General features: G+C 70.5%; 18 protein-coding genes, 1 pseudogene and 1 riboswitch. Of the genes and pseudogenes, 10 read left to right on the top strand and 9 right to left on the bottom strand.

Annotation, left to right across the window (positions count from 1 at the left end):
* The first annotated feature begins 22 nt into the window (after window positions 1–22).
* Window positions 23–214: riboswitch (cobalamin riboswitch) on the top strand.
* Between the two features lie 134 nt (window positions 215–348).
* The 6 genes from H2041_RS05000 to H2041_RS04975 all read left to right on the top strand — a co-directional run bounded on the left by H2041_RS05000 (window position 349) and on the right by H2041_RS04975 (window position 7,122).
* Window positions 349–2,295: a TonB-dependent receptor gene (locus tag H2041_RS05000; RefSeq protein WP_293410128.1), complete on the top strand. Its 1,947-nt coding sequence runs from the start codon at window positions 349–351 to the stop codon at window positions 2,293–2,295.
* Window positions 2,296–2,321: 26 nt separating this feature from the next.
* Complete coding sequence (locus H2041_RS04995) at window positions 2,322–3,173, top strand: ABC transporter substrate-binding protein (RefSeq protein ID WP_293410126.1); 852 nt, start codon at window positions 2,322–2,324, stop codon at window positions 3,171–3,173.
* Complete coding sequence (locus H2041_RS04990; protein WP_293410124.1) at window positions 3,170–4,150, top strand: iron ABC transporter permease; 981 nt, start codon at window positions 3,170–3,172, stop codon at window positions 4,148–4,150. The genes H2041_RS04995 and H2041_RS04990 overlap by 4 nt, the downstream gene beginning before the upstream one ends.
* Window positions 4,147–4,926: an ABC transporter ATP-binding protein gene (locus H2041_RS04985; RefSeq protein ID WP_293410121.1), complete on the top strand. Its 780-nt coding sequence runs from the start codon at window positions 4,147–4,149 to the stop codon at window positions 4,924–4,926. The genes H2041_RS04990 and H2041_RS04985 overlap by 4 nt, the downstream gene beginning before the upstream one ends.
* A 22-nt stretch (window positions 4,927–4,948) precedes the next feature.
* Complete coding sequence (locus H2041_RS04980) at window positions 4,949–6,406, top strand: cobyric acid synthase (RefSeq protein WP_293410698.1); 1,458 nt, start codon at window positions 4,949–4,951, stop codon at window positions 6,404–6,406.
* 116 nt (window positions 6,407–6,522) lie between these two features.
* Complete coding sequence (locus H2041_RS04975) at window positions 6,523–7,122, top strand: sensor histidine kinase (protein ID WP_293410119.1); 600 nt, start codon at window positions 6,523–6,525, stop codon at window positions 7,120–7,122.
* Here H2041_RS04975 and H2041_RS04970 read toward each other — a convergent pair.
* The 3 genes from H2041_RS04970 to H2041_RS04960 all read right to left on the bottom strand — a co-directional run bounded on the left by H2041_RS04970 (window position 7,094) and on the right by H2041_RS04960 (window position 9,504).
* A complete protein-coding gene (locus tag H2041_RS04970; protein ID WP_293410116.1) occupies window positions 7,094–7,840 on the bottom strand; it encodes a Crp/Fnr family transcriptional regulator in 747 nt (248 codons plus the stop codon). The genes H2041_RS04975 and H2041_RS04970 overlap by 29 nt on opposite strands.
* Window positions 7,841–8,134: 294 nt before the next feature.
* Window positions 8,135–8,632: a pyridoxamine 5'-phosphate oxidase family protein gene (locus tag H2041_RS04965; RefSeq protein ID WP_293410114.1), complete on the bottom strand. Its 498-nt coding sequence runs from the start codon at window positions 8,630–8,632 to the stop codon at window positions 8,135–8,137.
* Between the two features lie 65 nt (window positions 8,633–8,697).
* The gene (locus H2041_RS04960) at window positions 8,698–9,504 is read right to left on the bottom strand and encodes an undecaprenyl-diphosphate phosphatase (protein WP_293410112.1); all 807 of its coding nucleotides are present in this window, start codon (window positions 9,502–9,504) and stop codon (window positions 8,698–8,700) included.
* A 153-nt stretch (window positions 9,505–9,657) separates the two neighbouring features.
* Between H2041_RS04960 and H2041_RS04955 the strand changes: the two genes are divergently transcribed.
* Both H2041_RS04955 and H2041_RS04950 read left to right on the top strand, forming a co-directional pair.
* Window positions 9,658–10,029 carry a YciI family protein gene (locus H2041_RS04955; protein ID WP_293410110.1) on the top strand — a complete coding sequence of 124 codons (372 nt, stop codon included), beginning with the start codon at window positions 9,658–9,660 and terminating at the stop codon, window positions 10,027–10,029.
* Window positions 10,026–11,276, top strand: coding sequence for an RNA polymerase sigma factor (locus H2041_RS04950; RefSeq protein WP_293410107.1), 1,251 nt, complete (start codon window positions 10,026–10,028; stop codon window positions 11,274–11,276). Before H2041_RS04955 ends, H2041_RS04950 begins: the two co-directional genes overlap by 4 nt.
* A gap of 76 nt (window positions 11,277–11,352) precedes the next feature.
* Here H2041_RS04950 and H2041_RS04945 read toward each other — a convergent pair whose 3' ends face one another.
* The 5 genes from H2041_RS04945 to H2041_RS04925 all read right to left on the bottom strand — a co-directional run bounded on the left by H2041_RS04945 (window position 11,353) and on the right by H2041_RS04925 (window position 17,539).
* Entirely contained in the window at window positions 11,353–12,489 is a 1,137-nt protein-coding gene (locus H2041_RS04945) for an acyl-CoA dehydrogenase family protein (RefSeq protein WP_293410104.1), read from the bottom strand.
* A 34-nt stretch (window positions 12,490–12,523) separates the two neighbouring features.
* On the bottom strand, window positions 12,524–13,714 hold the full coding sequence (locus H2041_RS04940; protein ID WP_293410102.1) for an acyl-CoA dehydrogenase family protein: 1,191 nt from the start codon (window positions 13,712–13,714) through the stop codon (window positions 12,524–12,526).
* 32 nt (window positions 13,715–13,746) lie between these two features.
* Complete coding sequence (locus tag H2041_RS04935; RefSeq protein ID WP_293410100.1) at window positions 13,747–14,958, bottom strand: acyl-CoA dehydrogenase family protein; 1,212 nt, start codon at window positions 14,956–14,958, stop codon at window positions 13,747–13,749.
* A gap of 71 nt (window positions 14,959–15,029) precedes the next feature.
* Window positions 15,030–16,238: an acyl-CoA dehydrogenase family protein gene (locus H2041_RS04930; RefSeq protein WP_293410098.1), complete on the bottom strand. Its 1,209-nt coding sequence runs from the start codon at window positions 16,236–16,238 to the stop codon at window positions 15,030–15,032.
* A gap of 77 nt (window positions 16,239–16,315) precedes the next feature.
* Window positions 16,316–17,539: an acyl-CoA dehydrogenase family protein gene (locus H2041_RS04925; protein ID WP_293410096.1), complete on the bottom strand. Its 1,224-nt coding sequence runs from the start codon at window positions 17,537–17,539 to the stop codon at window positions 16,316–16,318.
* 162 nt (window positions 17,540–17,701) lie between these two features.
* Here H2041_RS04925 and H2041_RS04920 point away from each other — a divergent pair, with 162 nt between their 5' ends.
* Complete coding sequence (locus H2041_RS04920; RefSeq protein ID WP_293410094.1) at window positions 17,702–19,366, top strand: GNAT family N-acetyltransferase; 1,665 nt, start codon at window positions 17,702–17,704, stop codon at window positions 19,364–19,366.
* Here the strand turns inward: H2041_RS04920 and H2041_RS04915 are convergent.
* Window positions 19,360–19,572, bottom strand: a complete 213-nt coding sequence (locus tag H2041_RS04915) for a hypothetical protein (protein WP_293410092.1) — start codon at window positions 19,570–19,572, stop codon at window positions 19,360–19,362. The two genes, H2041_RS04920 and H2041_RS04915, sit on opposite strands and share 7 nt — an antisense overlap.
* A 223-nt stretch (window positions 19,573–19,795) precedes the next feature.
* Here H2041_RS04915 and H2041_RS04910 point away from each other — a divergent pair.
* Window positions 19,796–21,333, top strand: a pseudogene (locus H2041_RS04910) (Localization factor PodJS); the annotation flags it as partial.

The raw sequence follows: 21,333 nt of genomic DNA, 5'->3' as shown, positions 1-21,333 counted from the left end.
GACGCCCCATGGTCGAGCCTATATCCGGACTCCCGCGCAAGGTTCCTCGAAAGAGGATGAAAAGGGAACGGGGGAATTCAAATCCCCGGCTGTCCCCGCAACTGTAGGCGGCGAGCCCGCGCGTCATTCAGCCACTGGACCTTGGTCTGGGAAGGCGACGCGCATCGGTGAAGACCCGCGAGCCAGGAGACCTGCCCGGCGCGGTCGTCCATCGTTTGGCCGGGGTGTGCCAGGCGAGCGGGAGCCCCCGAGAGACGACGTCCCATGGTCACCGGCCGCCGCGTGCGGCCGGCTGCGGGCGCTTGGCCGATGGTCCGGGCGTGCGCAGGTCGTCTTGAAGGATGAGAGATGAAGCGCGTCTATCTCGCGGCCGCCGGTCTGGCCGCACTTTCCACCGCGGCGCCGGCCGCCGCCCAGCAGGCGCCCGAGCCCGACGTGGCCGGCCGCGCCGGCGCCTCGGCGGTGTCGGAGGTCGTGGTCACCGCCACCCGCACCCCCCAGCCGATCGAGCGTATCGGGGCCGCCGTGACGGTGCTGACCAAGGCCGAGATCGAGGCCAGCCAGGCGGTCACGGCCGTCGACCTGCTCGCCGCGACGCCGGCCCTCAACTATGTGCGCAACGGCGGCCCCGGCACTGCGGCGACGGTGAACATCCGCGGCGCCGAGGGCCAGCACACGGTGGTCCTGATCGACGGAGTGAAGCTGAACGATCCGGCGTCCACGCAAGGCGCCTTCAACTTCGGCAACCTGCTGATCGGCGACGTGGCCCGCGTCGAGGTGCTGCGCGGCGCCCACTCCACCCTGTGGGGCAGCCAGGCCGTGGGCGGCGTGGTCAACATCGTCACCGCCCGGCCCGAGGCGCCGTTCGAGGCGGGCGCCGAGGTGGAGGGCGGCTCACGGGGCACGGGCTATGTCCGCGCCGGCGTCGGCGGTGCGGGCGAGCGCTATGAATGGCGGCTGGCGGGCGGCCACTATACGACTGAGGGCTTCTCGGCCCTGGCTTCGGGGACCGAGGACGATGGCTATGACAACACCGGCGCCTCGGGCCGGGTCCGCCTCGACCTGTCCGACGCCTTCGGCGTGGAGGCGCGCGCAGTCTATTCCAACGGCCGGGCGGAGTTCGACGCCTTCAACGGCGATTCCGACGAGTACGGGACGACCAAGGAGCTGGTGGCCTATGCCGGCGCCTCGCTCGCCCTGTTCGAGGGCCGCCTGAAGAACCGGCTGGGCTACGCCTTCACCGACACGGACAGAGAGAACTACAATCCGGCCGCCGCGCCCTTCGATCTCAGCTTCGAGGCCGACGGGGAGAACAGGCGCTGGGAGTACCAGGGCGCTTTCGCGCTCGCGCAGGGCTGGGACGCCACCTTCGGCCTGGAGCGCGAGACCGCGGAGATGCGGACCCGCTCGCCCAGCAGCTTTGATCCCGACCCGGCCCTCGTGATCGGCGAGGCCGAGGTCGACAGCGCCTACCTGCTGATCCAGGGCGAGGTGCTGCCGGGCTTGACCCTGACCGGCGGCGTGCGCCGCGACGAGCACGACGCCTATGGCGGCCATACGACAGGCCAGGCGGCGGCGGCCTGGGCGCTGAACGGCGGCGCCACGGTGCTGCGGGCCAGCTTCGGCCAGGGCTTCCGCGCGCCGGGCCTCTACGAGCTCTTCAGCGAGTACGGCAATCTCGACCTGGAGCCGGAGTCCTTCGACGCCTGGGAGGCCGGCGTCGAGCAGGCCTTTCTCGACGGCGCCCTGCGGCTGTCGGCGACGGCCTTCCGGCGCGAGGCCGACAACGAGATCCGCTACAACAGCTGCTCGCCCGGCACGACCGATCCGCTCTGCACGCCGGGCGGCGTGGCCCGCTGGGGCTACTACCGCAACGTCCAGGCGACGGAGACGCAGGGCGTGGAACTGGCCGGCGACGCCAGGCTCGGCGAGCGGCTGACGCTCGTCGGCAACTACACCTACACCGAAGCCGAGTTCGCTTCCGGGGCCAATGCGGGCAACCGCCTGGTGCGCCGGCCCGAGCACCTGGCCAATCTGTCGGCGACCTATCGGTGGCCGGGCGGCCTCTCGGCCACGGCGGCCCTGCGCCATGTGGGCGAGGCCTTCGCCAATGACGCCAACACCACGGTGACGCCGGACTATACGCTGGTGGACCTGCGCGCGGCCTATCCGGTGCGCGAGGGGCTGGAGGTCTATGGGCGGGTGGAGAACCTGTTCGACCAGGACTACGAAACCGTGCGGGGCTACGGCGCCGCCGGGCGCGGCGCCTTCGTGGGCCTGCGCGCCCGCTTCTAGGGGCCGAGCCTGAGGGAGACGCCGCCATGTCGCTCAACCGCCGCAGCCTCGTCGCCGCGGGCCTGGCGGCCGGCGCGGACCGGGCGTTCGCCGCCCCGTCGGCGCCGGAGCGGATCGTCTCCCTCAATCCCTGCCTCGACGCCATTCTGGTGAAGGTGGCCGACCGCGGCCAGATCACGGCCATCAGCCACTACTCCCACGATCCGGGCGCCACCAGCATCGGCCCCTCGGCCCGGGCCTTCCCTGCGGTCTATGGCTCGGCCGAGGAGGTGGTGGCCCTGCGGCCCGATCTCGTCCTCGCCGCCCGCTACGGCGCGCCGGCGACGCGAGCGGCCCTGGCGCGGCTGGGCGTGCGGCTGGAGGTGTTCACCCTGCCGGGCAGCATCGCCGAAAGCCTCGCCCAGGTGCGGCGGATGGGGCAGGTGGTGGGCCGGCCCCAGCGCGGCGAAGCGCTGGCGGCGGGAATCGAGGCCGCCCTGGCCGCCGCCGCGCCGCCGCCGGGCGCGCCGAGGCTCTCGGCCCTGGTCTTCCAGTCGGGCGGCTTCGCCGTGGCCGAGGGGACGATGATGGACGAACTCCTGACCCGCACGGGCTTCGACAATGCGGCCAGCCGCTATGGCCTGAAGCTCAGCGGCAAGGTTCCGCTGGAGCTGCTGATCGCCGATCCCCCGGACGTCCTGCTGGCGGGCGAGGCCCGGCCGGGCGCCCCGACCTGGGCCGACCGCGTGCTCAGCCATCCCGCTCTGAAGGCCGTGGCCGGCCGCATGCGCAGGGCGAGCCTGCCCCAGTCCCTCACCTATTGCGGCGGGCCGGTCCTGATCGCCGCCGCCCAGCGCCTGGCGGCGATCCGCGACCAGGCCCTGGAGGCGCGCGCATGAGGCGGCGGGCGGGCCTCAGCCTGGCGGCCCTGGGCCTGCTGCTCCTGGCGCTCTGCGCCGCGAGCCTCATGGCGGGCCGCGTCTGGGCGCCGTTCTCCGCCTGGACCGATCCGTCGGACCCGCGCTGGGCGATCATCTTCCAGCTTCGCATCCCGCGGACCGTGCTGGCCGTGGCGGTGGGGGCGGCGCTCGGCCTCTCGGGCGCGGCCATGCAGGGCTATACTCGCAACCCCCTGGCCGATCCCGGCGCGCTCGGCGTCTCGGCCATGGCCGCGCTGGGCGCCGTGACGAGCCTCTATTTCGGGGCGGGCGCGCAAGGGCCCTGGCTGATCACCGGGCTCGCCATGGCTGGCGCCCTGGCCGCCGTCGTCATCCTCCTCGCCCTGGCCGGAGGAGGTTCGACCATGGTCACCTTCATCCTGGCCGGCGTGGTGCTGCAGGCGCTTGCGGCCGCCGGCGTGGCGCTCGCCCTCAGCCTCGCTCCCAATCCCTGGGCGGTGAACGAGATCGTCGACTGGCTCATGGGCTCGCTCGCCGACCGCAGCGCCGGAGAGGTCGCCTTCGCCCTGCCGTTCATGGCCGCCGGCGCCGTCCTCGTCCTGATGACCGGGCGCGCGCTGGACGCCCTGACCCTGGGCGAGACCACCGCCCGCTCGCTCGGCGTCGACCTGCGGCGCACACGCGTGCTGCTGGCGGCCGGCGTGGCCCTGACCAGCGGGGCGAGCGTCGCTGTGACGGGCGTCATCGGCTTCGTCGGCCTGATCGTGCCTCACCTGCTGCGGCCCCTGGTCGGCGCCCGGCCCGGCGCGCTGCTCTGGCCCAGCGCGCTCGGCGGGGCGGTGCTCGTGCTCGCCGCCGACATCCTGGTGCGCCTGACCCCCGGGGCCAACGAGGTGAAGCTGGGCGTGGCCATGGCCGCCATCGGCGCGCCCTTCTTCTTCGGCCTGCTGCTGGTCCTCCGGCGGAGGGCCCTGTGAGCGAGACGATCCGCGCCATCGACCTGACCGTCGCACTCGGCGGGCGAACCATACTGAACGGCCTGGACCTGGAGCTGCGGCCCGGGAACCTGACGGCGATCGTCGGCCCCAACGGAGCGGGGAAGTCGACCCTGCTGTCGCGTCTGGCGGGGCTGGAGCGGGCGGAGCGGGGGCGGGTGGAGCTGGACGGCCGGCCCATCCTCGAACTGCCGCCGCGTGAGCGCGCTCGGGCCATCGCCTTCCTGGAGCAGTCGCCGGAGGTCGCCTGGCCCGTCGAGGTGCGCATTCTGGTGGGGCTGGGCCGCACCCCCTTCATCGGTGCGCGCGGGCTTTCGGCCGATGACGCGACCGCCATCGACCAGGCCCTGGCGCGCACCGGCATGACCGACTTCGGCGACCGGCTCGTCTCCACCCTCTCGGGGGGAGAGCGGGCGCGGGTGCTGCTCGCCCGGGCGCTTGCCGGCGATCCCCGGTGGCTGCTCGCCGACGAGCCGCTGACGGGGCTCGACATCGGCCACCAGCTCGATGCGCTTCACCTGCTCCGCGGTCTCGCCGCCGAGGGACGGGGCGTGGTGGTCACCCTGCATGACCTGGCCCTGGCGGCGCGCTTCGCCGACCGCCTCATCGTGCTGTGGCGCGGCGCCGTCGTGGCCGACGGTCCGCCGGCGCAGGCCCTGACCTCGCAGGTGCTGGCCCGCGTCTACGGCGTCGAGGCGAGCATCACCGGCGCCGGCCAGGATCTGAGGCTTGAGGTTCAGGGCCGTGTCCGATCCTAGGGCCCGCCACGCCGGCGCCCTGATGATTCAGGGCTGCGGCTCCGACGTGGGCAAGTCCGTGCTGGTCGCCGGCCTCTGCCGCCTGTTCGCCAACCGCGGCCTCGCGGTCCGGCCGTTCAAGCCGCAGAACATGTCCAACAACGCCGCCGTCACCGCCGACGGCGGCGAGATCGGCCGCGCCCAGGCCCTGCAGGCGCTGGCCTGCCGCACCCCGCCGACGACCGATATGAACCCGGTGCTTCTGAAACCGCAGAGCGATGTCGGCGCCCAGCTCGTCGTGCAGGGGCGGATGGCCGGCGCCTGGGCCGCGCGGGACTATCAGGGGCGCAAGGCGGCGCTGCTGCCGACCGTGCTGGAGAGCTTCGAACGCCTCAGGAGACAGGCCGACCTGGTGGTCGTCGAAGGCGCCGGCAGTCCGGCCGAGATCAACCTCCGCGCCGGCGACATCGCCAATATGGGCTTTGCGCGCGCCGCCGGCGTGCCCGTGGTTCTGGCCGGCGACATCGACAGGGGCCACGTCATCGCCGCCCTGGTCGGGGCGCACGCTGTGCTGGACCCCGAAGACCGCGCCATGATCGGCGGTTTCCTGATCAACAAGTTCCGCGGCGACGCCAGCCTGTTCGACGACGGCCGGACCGAGATCGTGCGGCGCACCGGCTGGCGCGATTTCGGCCTCGTCCCCTGGCTTTCGGCCGCGCGGCGCCTGCCGGCGGAGGACGCCGTGGTGCTGGAGCGCGAAGCCGAAGGCCCGCGCCGCCGCGTCCGCATCGTGGTGCCGATGCTGTCGCGGATCGCCAACTTCGACGACTTCGATCCCCTGCGCGCGGAGCCGGAGGTCGACTTCGCCTTCGTGCCGCCGGGCCGGCCCCTGCCGGGCGACGCCGACCTGGTCATCCTGCCGGGCAGCAAGGCGACGCTCGCCGATCTCGCCTTCCTGCGGCGGCAGGGCTGGGACATCGACCTCCTGGCCCACGTGCGGCGCGGCGGGCGCGTTCTGGGCGTCTGCGCCGGGTTTCAGATGCTGGGGCGCAGGGTGATGGATCCCGACGGCGTCGAGGGGCCGGCCGGGGAGGCGCCGGGTCTTGGACTGCTGGACGTCGAAACCGTGCTGACGGGCGAGAAGCGGCTGGCGCTGGCGGACGGGCGGCTGGCGGGGGGCGCGCCGGTGCGGGGCTACGAGATGCATGTCGGCCGCACCACGGGGCCGGACATGGCGCGGCCCTTCGCCTGGCTGGAGAGCGGCGCGCCCGACGGCGCCGTCACCGCCGACGGCCGCATCGCCGGCTCCTATCTGCACGGCCTGTTCGACATGCCCGCCGCGCGCGCCGCCCTGATCGGCGCAGGCGTCGCCGGCGTCCGGCCGACAGCGCATTCCGCGGCCGTGGACACGGCGCTCAACGAGATCGCGCAGGCCCTGGAGGCGGCGCTGGATGTCGAGGCCCTGACGGCTCTCGCGGGCCTGCCGCGCCTGCGATACTGATCCTTTCGCCGCAGGCGTGAGCGACGCAGGTGCGGCTTAACCTGCGATAAGTCGTCCAGGCGACAAACCCTCCCGCCCGACGCATGTTTAGTGGGAGGCGTCAGGGGGCTTCAAGGATGGCGGAACAGGACGGGCCGGCTGCGGAGTCGGCCTCGGAGGTGCGGCATCGCACCGCCAACACGTTGCAGCTGCTGGCGACGCTTGCGCGGATGCGCGGCCAGCGGTCGACCGACGCAGAGGCGCGCCGCCAGATGGTCTGGATGGCCGAGGCCATCGGCGCCCTGGGGGCGCTCGAGCGCCAGCGTGCGGCCGACGGCGTCGACTTCGGAGCCTATCTGAACGACATGGCGCCGGTCTGGCGGCGGCGTCGGGCGGGTCAGGAGATCGAAGTGCGGGTGGAAGCCGGCTCTTTGAAGGTCCGGGACCAGGCCGCCTCGACCCTGGCGCTGGTCACCGGCGAGCTGATCGCCAACGCCCTGACGCACGGCCTGCGCGACGACCCGCCGCCCGTATTGCGCATCAGCCTGGATCGCGATGGCGAGACCGACATCGTCCTTACGGTGAGCGACAACGGACCAGGCCTGCCGGGCGCCGCGCTGCGGGAGGGCTTCGGCCTCTGGCTCGCCCGAAGCCTGGCGGCTCAGGTGCGCGGAAAGCTGACCATGGCTGCGGCGCCGGGCGGCGGCGTCAGAGCTGAGCTGCGGTTTCCGCTCTGACCTCCTGGGAGCTTGGCGGGATCAGCCGGTCATAGGCGCGGCGCACCACGCCGTAGCATTCGCAGGCGCCGGCCTCGAGAACGCTGCGGTCGATGATGTCGACCTGGCCGCGGCGATAGCGGATCGCCCCCTTTTCCTGCAGCGACCGGGCGACGGCCGTGACGGTGGTCCGCTGCACGCCGAGCATGTCGGCCAGGAATTCCTGGGTGAGGGCCAGGGTGTCGCCATCGATGCGGTCGTGGCAGGACAGCAGCCACCGGCAGAACCGCTCCTCCACCGAGTGCAGCGCGTTGCACGCCACCGACTGGGCCGCATGGGCGTAGAGCCCCTCGCCGTGCCGGTCCGCGAGCTGGCGCAGGGTCGCGCTGGTCAGCCAGAATTCGTGCAGCGGTCCGATCCCGATGCGATAGGCCCGTAGGGGCGACTGGACCACGGCGCGGCCCTGCGCGACCCGCGGCGCGGCGGCGGCCGCCAGGCCGAACGCCCCTTCCGGTCCGATCATCGCCGACTCGATGGCTGCGCCGTTCTCCATCAGGGTCATCAGCGAGATGACGCCTGTCACCGGAAAATAGGCCTGTTCAATGGGATCGCCGGGCTCGCAGATCGTGCGCCCCCGGCCCAGCTCCACCGCAGAGAGGTGCGGCGAGAGTCGTGCCAGCTCGCCTGCGGGAAGGGCGGCAAGGAGCCTGTTCTGCAACTGGGGAATGGGCCTCTGCATCGGGGAATCAAAACGCCGCCCTACGGCGGAGGTTTCAAGTTACCGAGGCCTTAGCTGAAAGTTTGTCGAGGACTCGACACATATATTGAAGAACAAAGGAGAACTTCCACCTGCGCTCGAAGGTCTTCCCTGCGACACGGGCAGGGGAAGGGAGGGCAATGTCGGATATCCGACTTTCGCAGGGGGCCTATTCTTTTTCCTGACCGGCGTCCACGGCGGCCTGTCCTGGCGCGATCACCCGCAAAGACGAACGGCCCCGCAGGTGCGGGGCCGCTCGCCGGCCAGTGGCTCAAGTCAGTGGAAGCGCACCTCGGTGCGGCCGCCGAGATCGGGCTGATGGCCGGTGGCGTTGGCCTTGGCGATCTCCCAGGCGAAACGTATGGGGCCAGCTTCGGAGACCCAGACCTGCGCGTCGGCGCATTCCATGCAGAGCAGGGTCAGATGAGGGTCGTCCTTGCCGTCCGGGTACCAGGCCGCCACCACGGCGTTCCAGTACTTGTCCATCCGCGCACGGTCGTGCCGGACCGTCAGCCGGCCGGCCACGCAGGCCCGGAAGTCGCGCTGCTGAAAGACGAACATGGCGGAGTGTCCATCGCCGATTTCACGCACGAGATCGGTGTCGTCGCGGGTGAAGAACCACAGGCGGCTGGCGTCGGGTTCGGCGAAGGCGGTCATCGGCTGCAGATGGTGCGGGGCGCCGCCGACCACGCCCAGCATGCCGATCTGATGGTTTTCGATCTCGTTCCACAGCCGCCGTTCGACGGCGGCCGTGTCGTTCGCGATTGCGCTCATGGCGATGTCCTTCCGGATGCCCGCCAATAAAACCGGCGAATGGCCAAGCCGGTTCCTGAACGAAATCAGGTCGCCAGCAGCAGGACGGCGGCGACGGAGCCGAGCACGATCCGGTACCAGGCGAACGGCGCGAAGCCGTAGCGGCCGACCACGGCGACCAGGCTCTTGACCACCAGCAGGGCCGTCAGGAAGGCCACCACGAAGCCGATGGCGATCGCCGTGAAGTCGTCGAAGTTCAGCTGATCCCAGGACTTGTAGAGATCGTAGGCGGTGGCCGCCACCATGGTCGGCGCGGCCAGGAAGAAGGTGAACTCCGCCGCCGTCTTGCGCTCCACGCCCATCAGCAGGGATCCCATGATCGTCGCGCCGGACCGGGAGACGCCGGGCACCATGGCCAGGCACTGCACCAGCCCGATGGTCAGGGCGTTCAGCCAGGACAGGCTTTCGATCTCCATGATCCTCGCCGGCGGCGCCAGGCGCTCGATGATCAGGATGGCGATCCCGCCGACGATCAGGGCCACGGCCACGACCATGGGCGATTCCAGCAGGGCCTTGATGCCGTCATAGGCGAAGACGCCGATGACCATGGCCGGCACGACCGCGAGCAGGATGTTGCGGGCGAAGGCGATGTCGCGCCTGCGTCCCTGCAGCGCCCCGAGGCCGGCGTTCCAGAAGCGTTGGAAATAGACGACCAGGACCGCCAGGATCGCGCCCAGCTGGACGACGATCTTGAAGGTGGACTCCGCCGGTCCCTTGAAGCCCAGGATCTCGCTGGCCAGGATCAGGTGGCCTGTGGAGGAGACCGGCAGGAACTCGGTCAGGCCCTCGATGATCCCCAGCACGATGACGCTGAGAAGGGAATTCTGGTCCACGCCGCCCTCCGATGCAGGCGGCCCCGATAGCGAATATCCGGCAGGTTGGATAGCGGCCGATGGTCCTGGCTGGGGAAATCGCCACTTTCTGCAGATCGGCGTGTCGGCTGGAGGCATACTGGCGCGTCCTCCGACCGAAAGGGAAAGACGCCCATGCTGTACGCCGTGCTCTGCTACCACTCCGAAGCCGTCGTCGGCGGCTGGTCCAAGGCCGAGGACGACGCGGTCATGGAGAAGCTGGAGGCGGTCCAGGAGAAGCTCGCCGCGGAAGGCCGGCTGGGGCCCGTGGCGCGGCTTCTGCCCACCTCCGCCGCCACGACGCTGCGCAAGGATTCCGATCCGCCCCTGATCCTCGACGGCCCCTTCGCCGAGACCAAGGAGCAGCTGCTGGGCTTCTACATCCTGGACTGTCAGAACCTCGAGGAGGCGTTGGAGGCGGCCCAGGAACTGGCGGCGGCCAATCCCGGCGGCGCCTACGAACTGCGGCCCGTCGGTCTCTTCCGCCAGGGCGTGCTGACGCCGTGAGCGACCTGGCCTGGATCGACGCGGCGCTCGGCGCGGCGCGGCCCCAGGCCATGGCCGCCCTGCTGCGGTACTTCCGCGACCTGGACTTCGCCGAGGAGGCCTTTCAGGAGGCCTGCCTGCGGGCGCTCAAGGCCTGGCCGAAGAACGGGCCCCCGCGCGACCCGACCGCCTGGCTGGTCTTCGTCGGCCGCAACGCCGCGGTCGACACCGTGCGCCGTCGGGCGCGCGAGGTGGAGCTGCCCGACGAGGTCGCGCTCTCCGACCTCGGGGACGCCGAGGCCGATCTCGCCGAACGCCTGGACGGCGGCGACTACCGCGACGACGTCCTGCGGCTGCTCTTCATCTGCTGTCATCCCGACCTGCCCGACACCCAGCAGATCGCGCTCGCCCTGCGGATCGTCTGTGGCCTGAGCGTGAGGGAGATCGCCCGCGCCTTCCTGGTCGGCGAGAGCGCCATGGAGCAGCGCATCACCCGCGCCAAGGCCAAGGTCGCGAAGGCCGACGTGCCGTTCGGCGCGCCCGGCGCGGTGGAAAGGGCCGAGCGCCTCGCCAGCGTGGCGGCGATGATCTACCTGCTCTTCAACGAGGGCTACTCGGCCAGCGGCGGCGAGGCGCCGGTCCGCGCCGGCCTCTGCGACGAGGCGATCCGTCTGGCGCGCCTGCTGCTGCGGCTCTTTCCGGCCGAGCCGGAGATCATGGGGCTGGCCGCCCTCATGCTGCTGCAGCACGCCCGCGCCGGCGCGCGGTTCGACGAGGAGGGGGCGGTGGTCCTGCTGGAGGACCAGGACCGCACGCTCTGGAACGGCAAGATGATCGCCGAGGGGCTGGCCCTGATCGACAAGGCCATGCGCCATCGCCGACCGGGGCCCTATCAGATCCAGGCCGCCATCGCCGCCCTGCACGCGCGCGCGCCGCGGCCGGAGGACACCGACTGGCGCGAGATCGCCGGGCTCTACCAGGCCCTTGAAAGGCACATGCCGTCGCCGGTGGTCACGCTGAACCGGGCCGTGGCCGTCTCCAAGACCGAAGGGCCGGCCGTGGCCCTGGACCTGGTCGAGCCGCTCGCCGACCGGCTGTCGGCCTATTTCCACTTCCAGGGCGTCCGCGGCTGGCTGCTGCTGCAGCTGGACCGCAAGGCCGAGGCGCGCGAGGCGTTCGACCGCGCCATCGCGCTCGCCCATACGCCGGCGGAGGCGGCCCATATCCGCATGCATCTCGACAGGCTGTCCGCCGAAGGGGCGGACTGAGCCCAAGAAAAAACCCCCGGCCGCGAGGCCGGGGGTCTGATCTTCAGCCTTCCGGGCGCTCCGGCCCGGACGCGGCTCAGTAGCCCTGGATGCGGGCGTAGCGGTCGCGATGGTAGGACTGGCTGCCATAGGCCGCCTCGGCCGCACGGGCGCGCTTCAGGTAGAAGCCCGCATCGTGGGCGTCGGTCATGCCGATGCCGCCGTGCATCTGGACCATCTCGTTGGAGACGAGGTGGAAGACGTCGCCCATCTTGGCCTTGGCCAGGCTGACCAGTTCCGGGACGTCCGGGGTGTCGGCGTCGATGGCCTGCAGGGCGGCCTCGACGGCCGAGCGGGCCAGCTCCAGATCGGTGAACATCTTGGCCGCGCGGTGCTGCAGCGCCTGGAAGGAGCCGATCACCTGACCGAACTGCACGCGGACCTTGAGGTAGTCCAGTGTGGTTTCGAACGCCTGCAGGGCCGAGCCGAGCATTTCGGCGGCCAGGCCGGCGCGGGCGCGGTCCAGGGTCTTCTCCAGCAGCGGCCAGCCCTTGTCGACTTCGCCGAGGACGGCGTCGGCGCCCACTTCCACGCCGGCGAACTCGATGTTCGCCGCGCCGCGGCTGTCGGCCAGGTGCAGACGCTTGCGCGTCACGCCCGCCGCGTCAGCCGGGACCAGGAAGAGGGTGATGCCATCGGTGTCGCCCGGCTTGCCCGAGGTGCGGGCCGAGACGATCAGCAGGTTGGCCGCCAGGCCTTCCAGCACGAAGGACTTCGCGCCCGTCAGCTTGTAGCCCGCGCCGGACTTTTCAGCCTTGAGCGCGACCTTCTCCGGCGCGTGGTGCGCGCCTTCGTCCACCGCCAGGGTCCCGACGATCTCGCCGCCGGCGATCTTCGGCAGCCACTCCGACTTCTGCTCCTCGGAGCCGCCGAGCACGAGCGCCGAGGCCGCGGCCAGGCCGGACGCCAGCAGGGGCGAGGCGGTCAGGGTGCGGCCGGTTTCCTCCAGGATCAGGCCCATGGAGAGGTAGCCGAAGTTCGATCCGCCGTATTCCTCGGGGATGATCACGCCGGCCCAGCCCATCTCGGCCATTTCGTTCCAGGCGGCGGCGTCGTAGCCCAGCTCCACGCCGCTATCGCGCATCTTGCGGAAGGCGGTGACCGGCGACTTTTCCTGCACCCAGCTCTTCGCGGCGTCGCGAAGCATCGTCTGTTCTTCGTTGAGAACGGCCATGTTCTTCTATTCCCTATAAAAATTCGATGATGGCTTATTTCGGATCGGGCAGGCCGAGGATCCGCTTGGAGATGATGTTGTTCTGCACCTCCTGCGAGCCGCCGTAGATGGTCGTCGCCTTGCCGCCCAGCCAGCCGCGCACGGCGGCCAGTTCTTCAGCGGTGAAGTCGTCGCCTTCCCAGCCCAGGCCCTGATGGCCCATCAGCTCGATGGTCAGTTCGGCGCGGTCCTGCATCCAGCGGGTGCCGGCGTTCTTCATGATCGAGGTCGCCGCCGAAGGCCCGGAATTGGCCTTGGACTCCGCCATCGCCCGCAGGGCGGTGAGCTGGAAGGCGCGGCCGTCGATCTCGTTCATGATCACGCGGGTGCGCAGGTCGCTGTCGGCCAGGCGGCCGGCTTCGTCCACGCCCACATACTCCTTGGCCAGCTTGACCAGCGAACGACCGCCGCCGCCGCCGCCGGCGCCCGACAGGCCCGAACGTTCGTGCTGCAGGAGGCGCTTGGCCACCGTCCAGCCGCCGTTCACGGGGCCGACCACCTGATCCTTCTCGACGCGGACGTCGGTCAGGAAGGTCTCGCAGAAGGGCGAGTTGCCGGCGATCAGCGGGATCGGGCGGACTTCCACGCCGGGCGTGGTCATCGGGAACAGCACGAAGGAGATGCCTTCATGCTTCTTCGTGGTGTCGGTCCGCACCAGGCAGAAGCACCAGTCGGCGTACTGGGCGCCGGAGGTCCAGATCTTCTGGCCGTTGACGATGTAGTGGTCGCCCTTGTCCTCGGCGCGGGTCTGCAGCGAGGCGAGGTCGGAACCGGCGCCCGGCTCGGAGAAGCCCTGGCACCATTGCAGCTCGCCCTTCACGATCGGCGGGATGTGCTGCTGCTTCTGGGCCTCGGTGCCGTACTCCAGCAGCGTCGGGCCGAACATCATCACGCCCATGCCGCCGATGGGGTTGTAGGCGCCGGCGCGGCCCAGCTCCTGCTGGATGACGCGGGCATGGGCCGGCGTCAGACCGCCGCCGCCATACTGCTTCGGCCAGGTCGGCGTGCCCCAGCCCTTCTCGCCCATGGCCTTGCGCCAGGCGGTCATGTCCGGAGTCGGCTCGGTGCGCTCTTCGCGCATCATCATGCCGCCCTTGCCCTTCAGGGACTTGGGGAAGTTGGCTTCGATCCAGTCGCGCACTTCCGTACGGAAGGCGTCCAGATCCGAGCCGCCAAAGTCAGCCATAAAATTTCTCCTTGAAAATCAGATGTTTCTAATCACTTCGACTGCGTCGCCTCCGGCAGGCCGAGGATGCGCTTGGAAATGATGTTGTTCTGCACCTCGTTGGACCCGCCGTAGATCGAGCCCGCCTTGCCCGCGAGCCAGCCGCGAACGGCGGCCAGTTCCTCGGCGGTGAAGGCTTCGCCTTCCCAGCCCAGGCCCTGATGGCCCATGAACTCCAGCGTCAGTTCAGCCCGCTCCTGCGCCACTTTCATGTTGGCGTTCTTCATGATGGAGGTGGTGGCCGAGGGGCCGGCATTGCCCTTGGCCTCCAGCGCCGCCCGGCGGACGGTCTGCTGCAGGGCCTTCAGGTCCATGTCGTTCTGGATGATGCGCGTGCGCAGGTCGAGATCGGCCAGGCGGCCCTGCTCGTCCTCGCCGACATATTTCTTGGCGATCACGCCGAGGGCGTCGCGCTTGCCGCCGCCTTCGCCGGCCCGGCCGCCCATGCCGCTGCGCTCGTGCTGCAGCAGGCGCTTGGCGACGGTCCAGCCGCCGTTCAGCGGGCCGATCAGGTTCTCCTTGGGCACCTTCACGTCGGTGAAGAAGGTCTCGCAGAAGGGCGAGGAGCCGGCGATCAGCCGGATCGGGCGGACCTCGACGCCGGGCTGATGCATCGAGAAGACCACGAAGGAGATGCCCTCGTGCTTCTTGGTCTGGTCCGTGCGCACCAGGCAGAAGATCATGTCGGCCCACTGGCCGCCGGAGGTCCAGATCTTCTGGCCGTTGACCAGCCAGTGGTCGCCCTTGTCCTCGGCCTTGGTCTGCAGGGAGGCGAGGTCCGAGCCCGCGCCCGGCTCCGAAAAGCCCTGGCACCAGCGCACCTTGGCGGTGGCGATGTCGGGGATGTACTTCTTCTTCTGCTCTTCGGTGCCGTATTCCAGCAGGGTGGGGCCGAACATGCCCACGCCCATGCCGCCGATCGGGTTCCAGGCGCCGATCCTGGCCATTTCCTGCTGCAGCACGCGCGCTTCCTCGCGCGACAGGCCGCCGCCGCCATACTGGGCCGGCCAGGTCGGGACGCCCCAGCCCTTCTCGCCCATGCGGTCGCGCCAGAGCGCCAGATCGCCCTCGATCTTCACGCCGCCGGCCATGGCCTGCGCCTGAGCCTCTTCATTGCCGGCCAGGGACTTGGGGAAATTCGCTTCGAGCCACTCGCGCGCCTGGGCGCGGAAGGCGTCCAAATCGGCGCCGCCAAAGTCAGCCATGAATATTCTCCCTAAAATTCATTATGTTAGTCTTCAGTATAGCATGGAGTGGCGGCGCCGGGGAGTCACCCTTACTTCGGGTCCGGCAGGCCCAGGACGCGCTTGGAGACGACGTTCAGGTTGATCTCCGAAGTACCGCCCTCGATGGAGTTGCCCTTGGAGCGCAGCCAGGCCCGCACCAGCGCCAGCTCGGGGTCGGAGAAGCCTTCGCCCTCCCAACCCAGGCCCTGATGGCCCATCGCCTCGACCATCAGTTCGTTGCGGTCCTGGGCGATCTTGGCCCCGGCGTACTTCATGATGGAGGTGGCGGCCGAGGGGCCGGCGTTGGACTTGGCCTCGTCGGCGGCGCGGCGCACGGTCAGCTGGAAGGCCTGGGCCTCCATCCGGTGCTCGATAATGCGGCGGCGCAGGTCGCGATCGGCGATGCGGCCCGTCTCGTCCACGCCGACATACTGCTTGGCCGCATCCTGCACGCTCATCACGGCGGCGGGGGCGCCGATATTGCCGCCGCCCAGGCCCGCCGAGATGTTGTCGCGCTCGAACTGCAGCAGGCGCTTGGCCACCGTCCAGCCGCCGTTCAGGGGCCCGAACAGCTGGTCCTTGGGCACCTTCACGTCGGTGAAGAAGGTCTCGCAGAAGGGGGAGCCGCCGTTGATCAGGCGGATCGGCCGGACCTCGACGCCCGGCGTCCTCATGTCGATGAGCAGGAAGGAGATGCCCTCGTGCTTCTTCGTGGTGTCGGTGCGCACCAGGCAGAAGCACCAGTCGGCGAGGTTGGCGCCGGACGTCCAGATCTTCTGGCCGTTGACCAGCCAGTGGTCGCCCTTGTCCTCGGCGCGGGTCTGCAGGGAGGCGAGGTCGGAGCCCGAGCCCGGCTCGGAATAGCCCTGGCACCAGCGGACCGAGCCCGTGACGATGCCGGGCATGTGCTGGCGCTTCAGCGCCTCGGTCCCGTACTCCAGCAGGGTCGGGCCGAACATCATCACGCCCATGCCGCCGATGGGGTTGCGGGCGCCGATCCTGGCCATCTCCTCGGCGAGGACGCGGGCCTCCTGGCGCGACAGGCCGCCGCCGCCGTACTCGGCCGGCCAGGTGGGGACGCCCCAGCCCTTGGCGCCCATACGTTCGCGCCACAGCCGGGCGTCGGGGCTTTCCTCGCCGCCGCCCATGGCCGCGCTCTGTGCGGCGGCGTCGCCCGCCAGGCTCTTGGGGAAGTTCTCTTCGAGCCAGGCCTTGGCCTCGCTGCGGAAGGTCTCCAGGTCGCCGCCGAAATCGGCCATGTGAAATCCGCCCTTTGAAAATGGTCTTGTGTCACCGCCGGTCGAAAATGCGGCCGGCGGCGAAGGTCTGAAAACAGCTATTTCGGGTCCGGAAGCCCCAGCACGCGCTTGGAGATGACGTTGAGGTTCACCTCGCTGGTGCCGCCCTCGATGGAATTGCCCTTGGAGCGCAGCCAGCCGCGGACGGCCAGCAGCTCGCCGCCCTTGTAGGCCTCGCCTTCCCAGCCCAGGCCCTGATGGCCCAGAGCCTCCACCATGAGCTCGGAACGCTCCTGGGCGAAGGTGGCCGCCGCATACTTGATGATGGAGACGGCCGCGCTCGGCCCGTTGCCGGCCTTGGACTCCGCCGCCGAGCGGGCGATGGTCAGGCCCAGGCACTGCATGTTCATCTTGTTCAGCGTGATGCGCTGGCGCAGGTCCGGATCGGCGAGCGCGCCGCTCGCATCGGCGCCCACATAGGTCTTGGCCAGCTGGCCGAGGTCGCCCGCCGCGCCGCCGGCGCCCCCGCCGCCGCCGAAGCCGCCGGAGATGTTCTGGCGCTCGTACTGCAGCAGCCGCTTGGCGATCTCCCAGCCGCCATTGACCTTGCCGACCAGGTTCTCCTTGGGGATCTTCACGTCGGTGAAGAAGGTCTCGCAGAACGGGCTCTCGCCGGAGATCAGCTGGATGGGCCGCGTCTCGACGCCCGGCGTGCGCATGTCGATGAGCACGAAGGAGACGCCCTCATGCTTCTTGCTGGTGTCGGTGCGCACCAGGCAGAAGCACCAGTCGGCCTTGTCGGCGTAGGAGGTCCAGATCTTCTGGCCGTTGATCAGCCAGTGGTCGCCCTTGTCCTCGCAGCGGGTCTGCAGCGAGGCGAGGTCGGAGCCGGCGCCCGGCTCGGAATAGCCCTGGCACCAGCGGATCTGCCCGTTGATGATCTTGGGGAGGTGCTCCTGCTTCTGGGCCTCGTCCCCGTACTCCAGAAGGACCGGGCCCAGCATCCAGACGCCGAACGAGGCCAGCGGCGTGCGATAGCGGCCGGCGGCCAGCTCCTGATCCAGAATTCGGGCCTGGGCCGGCGACAGCCCGCCGCCGCCGTACGCCTTGGGCCAGGTCGGGGCGGTCCAGCCCTTCTCGGCCATGCGGCGCATCCAGACGATCTGCGGATCGTTCGAGCCTTCGAAGGCGCGGCCGCCCCACATGGCCTCGGGATGGACCTTGGCGTCGGCGCCGCGCAGCTCCGCCGGATAGTTCGCCTCGAGCCAGGTGCGGACCTCTGACCGGAAGGCGTCGAGTTCTCCGCTGCCGAAATCGGCCATGGCCGTCTCCCTCTCCAATGAGCCTGGATTTTGCGCGCCACATTAGCGCCGGGCGAGGCGAGGGCAAGACGCGTGCGAACACTTGTTTGACAGAGGGTTTTCGGCCCGGCCGACGAATCCGGTCTATATGGGCGCAAGCATGCGACCGGGACGCTCGATCTGATGAAGCTCTTGCGCGAACTGCGGCCCGCCGCCATGGCCGTAGCCCCGCTGACCGCAGCCGTCCTGACCCTCGCGGCGGGCGTCATGCTGGTCGTCTCGGCGGCCACGCCGTCGGTGCCGACGCGCTTCCTGGCCCTGCTGGAAGTCACGCCGGTCATCCTGATCGAGCTCAGCCACTTCCTGTCCAGCGTTCTCGGCCTGGTGCTGATCCTGCTGGCCTTCGGCCTGCGGGCCCGGCTGGACGCCGCCTGGACGGCGACCATGGTCGTGCTGGCGGTGGCCCTGCCGCTGACCCTGCTCAAGGGCATCGTGTGGGAGGAGACGGCCTGGCTGGCGGCGCTGATGGTGGCCCTCGCCCCCTTCCGGGCCGCCTTCGTTCGCCAGGCGCGGCTGACGCGCATGGAGATCACGCCCGGCTGGCTGCTCTCGGCCACGGCGCTGGTGCTCGGCGCCGGCCTGCTCGGCCTGTGGTCCTTCGAGAACGCCGACTACGGCAACCGGAGCTGGATCCGGGTGATGGTCGAGGACGACGCCGCCCGCGCCATCCGCGCCTGGGCGGGGGCGGCCATCCTGCTGCTGGTCTTCGGCCTCTGGCGGCTCTTCGCCTCGGCGGCCAAGCCCCAGGTGGTCAGCCCGGGCGACGAGGACTTCCAGAAGGTCCGCGCCGTCCTGGCCAACGCCCAGTCGGCGGAGCCGGCCTCCAACCTCGCCCTGCTGGGGGACAAGCGCTTCATCTTCTCGCAGTCGGGCGAGAGCTTCCTGATGTTCGGGGTGCGCGACCGTTCCTGGATCGCGCTGGGCGCGCCGGTTGGGCGGCGGGACGAGCGGATGGAGCTCCTCTGGCGCTTCCGCGAGATGGCCGATTCCCATGCCGCGCGGCCCGGCATCTACGGCATCGGCGCCGACGACCTTCCCGATGTGGTGGAGCTGGGATTCTCAATCCAGAAGATCGGCGAATCCGCCGCGGTGCCCCTGGAGACCTTCTCGGTGGAGGGGCGCAAGCGGGGCAATCTGCGCCGGGCCTGGCGCAAGGCGGGCGAGGAGGGGGCCACCTTCGAGGTGCTGCCGCCGGCCGGCGTGCCGGCGGTGCTCGACGAACTGCAGGCCATTTCCGACCAGTGGCTCTCCCACCATGCCGGCGGGGAGAAGGGGTTCACCATGGGCGGCTTCACCCGCGCCTATGTGGCGGAGTTCCCGGTGGCCGTGGTCCGCCAGGACGGCCGCATCGTGGCCTTCGCGACGCTGTGGACGACCAGCGCGCGCACCACCTTCTCCATGGACCTGATGCGCTATTCCAACGCCGCGCCCAAGAACATCATGGACTATCTGTTCATCGAGCTGATCGCCTGGGGACGCGAGCAGGGCTATCAGGCCTTCGAGTTCGGCATGGCCCCCCTGGCGGGCCTGGAGCACCGGCCGCTGGCGCCGATCATGTCCCGCGTCGGCCGCCTGCTCTTCGAGCGTGGCGAGGAGATCTACAACTTCCAGGGCGTGCGGAAGTACAAGGACAAGTACGATCCCGTCTGGCAGCCGCGCTACCTGGCGGCCCCGCACAAATGGGCGATCCCGCTGCTGCTGGCCGATGTGGGCCTGCTCTCCTCGGGCGGCATGGCGGGCCTCGCCAAGCGGCCCAAGCGGGTCGAGGCGCAGGCCGAGGTTCAGTAGCCCGGACGGCCGGTGGTCACGCCCAGCAGATTGACCAGGTGGACCAGCATCACGATCAGGCCGGCGGCGCCCATCAGCATGAGGAAGCGATAGGGCACCATCCGCGGCCCGCGCTTCAGGTCGGGCGGCCGCGCGCCCATCCAGCCGGAAAACACGGTCAGGGCCAGCAGGGCGGCGCCTGCGGCGAGGGTGATCGTCAGGTCCATCTGCGACGCCGTACCGCACGTGCGAAGGCGCGGCAAACGGCGACGGCGACTCAAGGGTTAACGATCCGTTAACCCTCCTTCCGCTCATTGGAGGCCAGGGGGTGCGGTGGCTCCGCCTTCATCCACAGCTGATCGCGTCGAACGCAATATCTAGCGTTAACGTCGCGTTTACACCCCAAGGATCGGTGGCTAGCGTCGAAGTCGGGGTAGGAGATTCGATTCGATGACGGCGGCGACGCCATGGAGCGTCAAGGGTATCGACCCGAAGGCCCGGGAGGTCGCCAAGGACCTCGCCCGGCGTTCGGGAATGACCCTGGGCGAGTGGCTCAATCGGATGATCCTCGACGACGAGGGCCCGGAGGACGCCGTCTCCGAGGCCGACTTCGCGCGCCGTCCGGAACCGGCCTACTTCGAAAGCCCGCGGCGGTCCGAGGGGGCGCCGGCCCGGGTCGAGGCGGTCGAGCATCCCGCGGACGAGATGGGCCGCATCGCGCTGGCCCTCGACCGTCTGAGCGAGCGGCTGGAGAGCTCGGAGAGCCGCACGGGGCTGGCCATTTCCGGGGTCGAGCACTCCGTCCGCGCCGCCCTGGCCCGCATCGAGGCCGCCGAGCGCGAGCACATCGCCGTGGCCGCCCGTTTCGAGGGGGCGGTCGAAGAGGTCGCCGGGCAGCAGAACCGCATCATCGAGCGCATCCGGCGGATCGAGAGCGAGGCCGCCGGTCCCCGCTCCGCCGAGGCGCTGCGCGCCCTGGAAGGCGCGCTCGGCAAGGTCGCCAACCATCTCTATGACGGCGAGACCCGCACCCGCGACTCCATGGCCGCGCTCGAGGCGCGCATGGAGCGCGTCGAGGCCCAGGGCGGATCCGAATCGCCTGGCCTGATCGAGGAGGTCGTCGGCCGGGTCTCGCAGCGCCTGAGCGAGGCGGAGACCCGCACGGCCGAGGCGCTGGAGAGCCTGCGCAACTCCTTCGCTGCGCTCGACTCGCGGATGGAGCAGGTCGAAGGCGGTTCCGCTCCCGGCATCGATCGGCGCCTGGAGGAAATGGCGACCAAGCTGTCCGAGCGGGTGGAAGCCGCCCGCCTGGAGATGACGCAGAAGCTGCACGCCTCCGCCGACGGCCGGTTCGACCGCATGGAGCGCCGGCTGGGCGAGATGACCGCCCATGTGAAGGCGGCCGAACAGCGTTCGGCCCAGGCTATCGAGGCCATGGGCCGCGAGGTGCTCAGCATGGCCGAGAACCTGAACCGCCGGGTGCAGGCCGCCGAGCAGTCCAGCGCCCAGGCCATCCAGACGGTGGGCGGCGAGGTGGCGCGGATCGCCTCGGCCATGGAGGCTAGGCTCGGGCGTTCCGACAGCCTGCACGCCGAGGCCCTGGAGAAGCTGGGCGGCGAGATCGCCAAGATCACCGAGAAGCTCGGCGAACGCATCGCTGCGGCCGAACGTCGGTCGGCCCAGGCCATCGACGACGTCGGCGACCAGGTGGCCCGCGTCACCGAGCGCATCAGCCACCGCCAGGAGCGCGCCAGCGAGGAGCTCTCCGAGCGGATCCGCCAGAGCGAGGAACGCACGGCGCGTCTGCTCGACGAGGCGCGCGAGCGGATCGACCGCCGGCTGGCCGAGACCGCCGCCCGGCCGCCGGAGCCCGTGGCGGCCCCGGCTGCGCCGCCTGTCCCGGCGACTGCGGCGCGCCGCGAGGCGGAAGAGCCGGCCTTCGAGCCCGACGACGACTTCTCGCCCTTCCGTCCGGCCGCCCCCGCCCC

Origin of the sequence: Phenylobacterium sp., from assembly GCF_013911965.1 — a bacterium.
In the GTDB taxonomy this organism is placed as follows: domain Bacteria; phylum Pseudomonadota; class Alphaproteobacteria; order Caulobacterales; family Caulobacteraceae; genus Phenylobacterium.
Note: the sequence above shows the minus strand (reverse complement) of the source record. Positions and strands in the feature narration are given on the sequence as shown.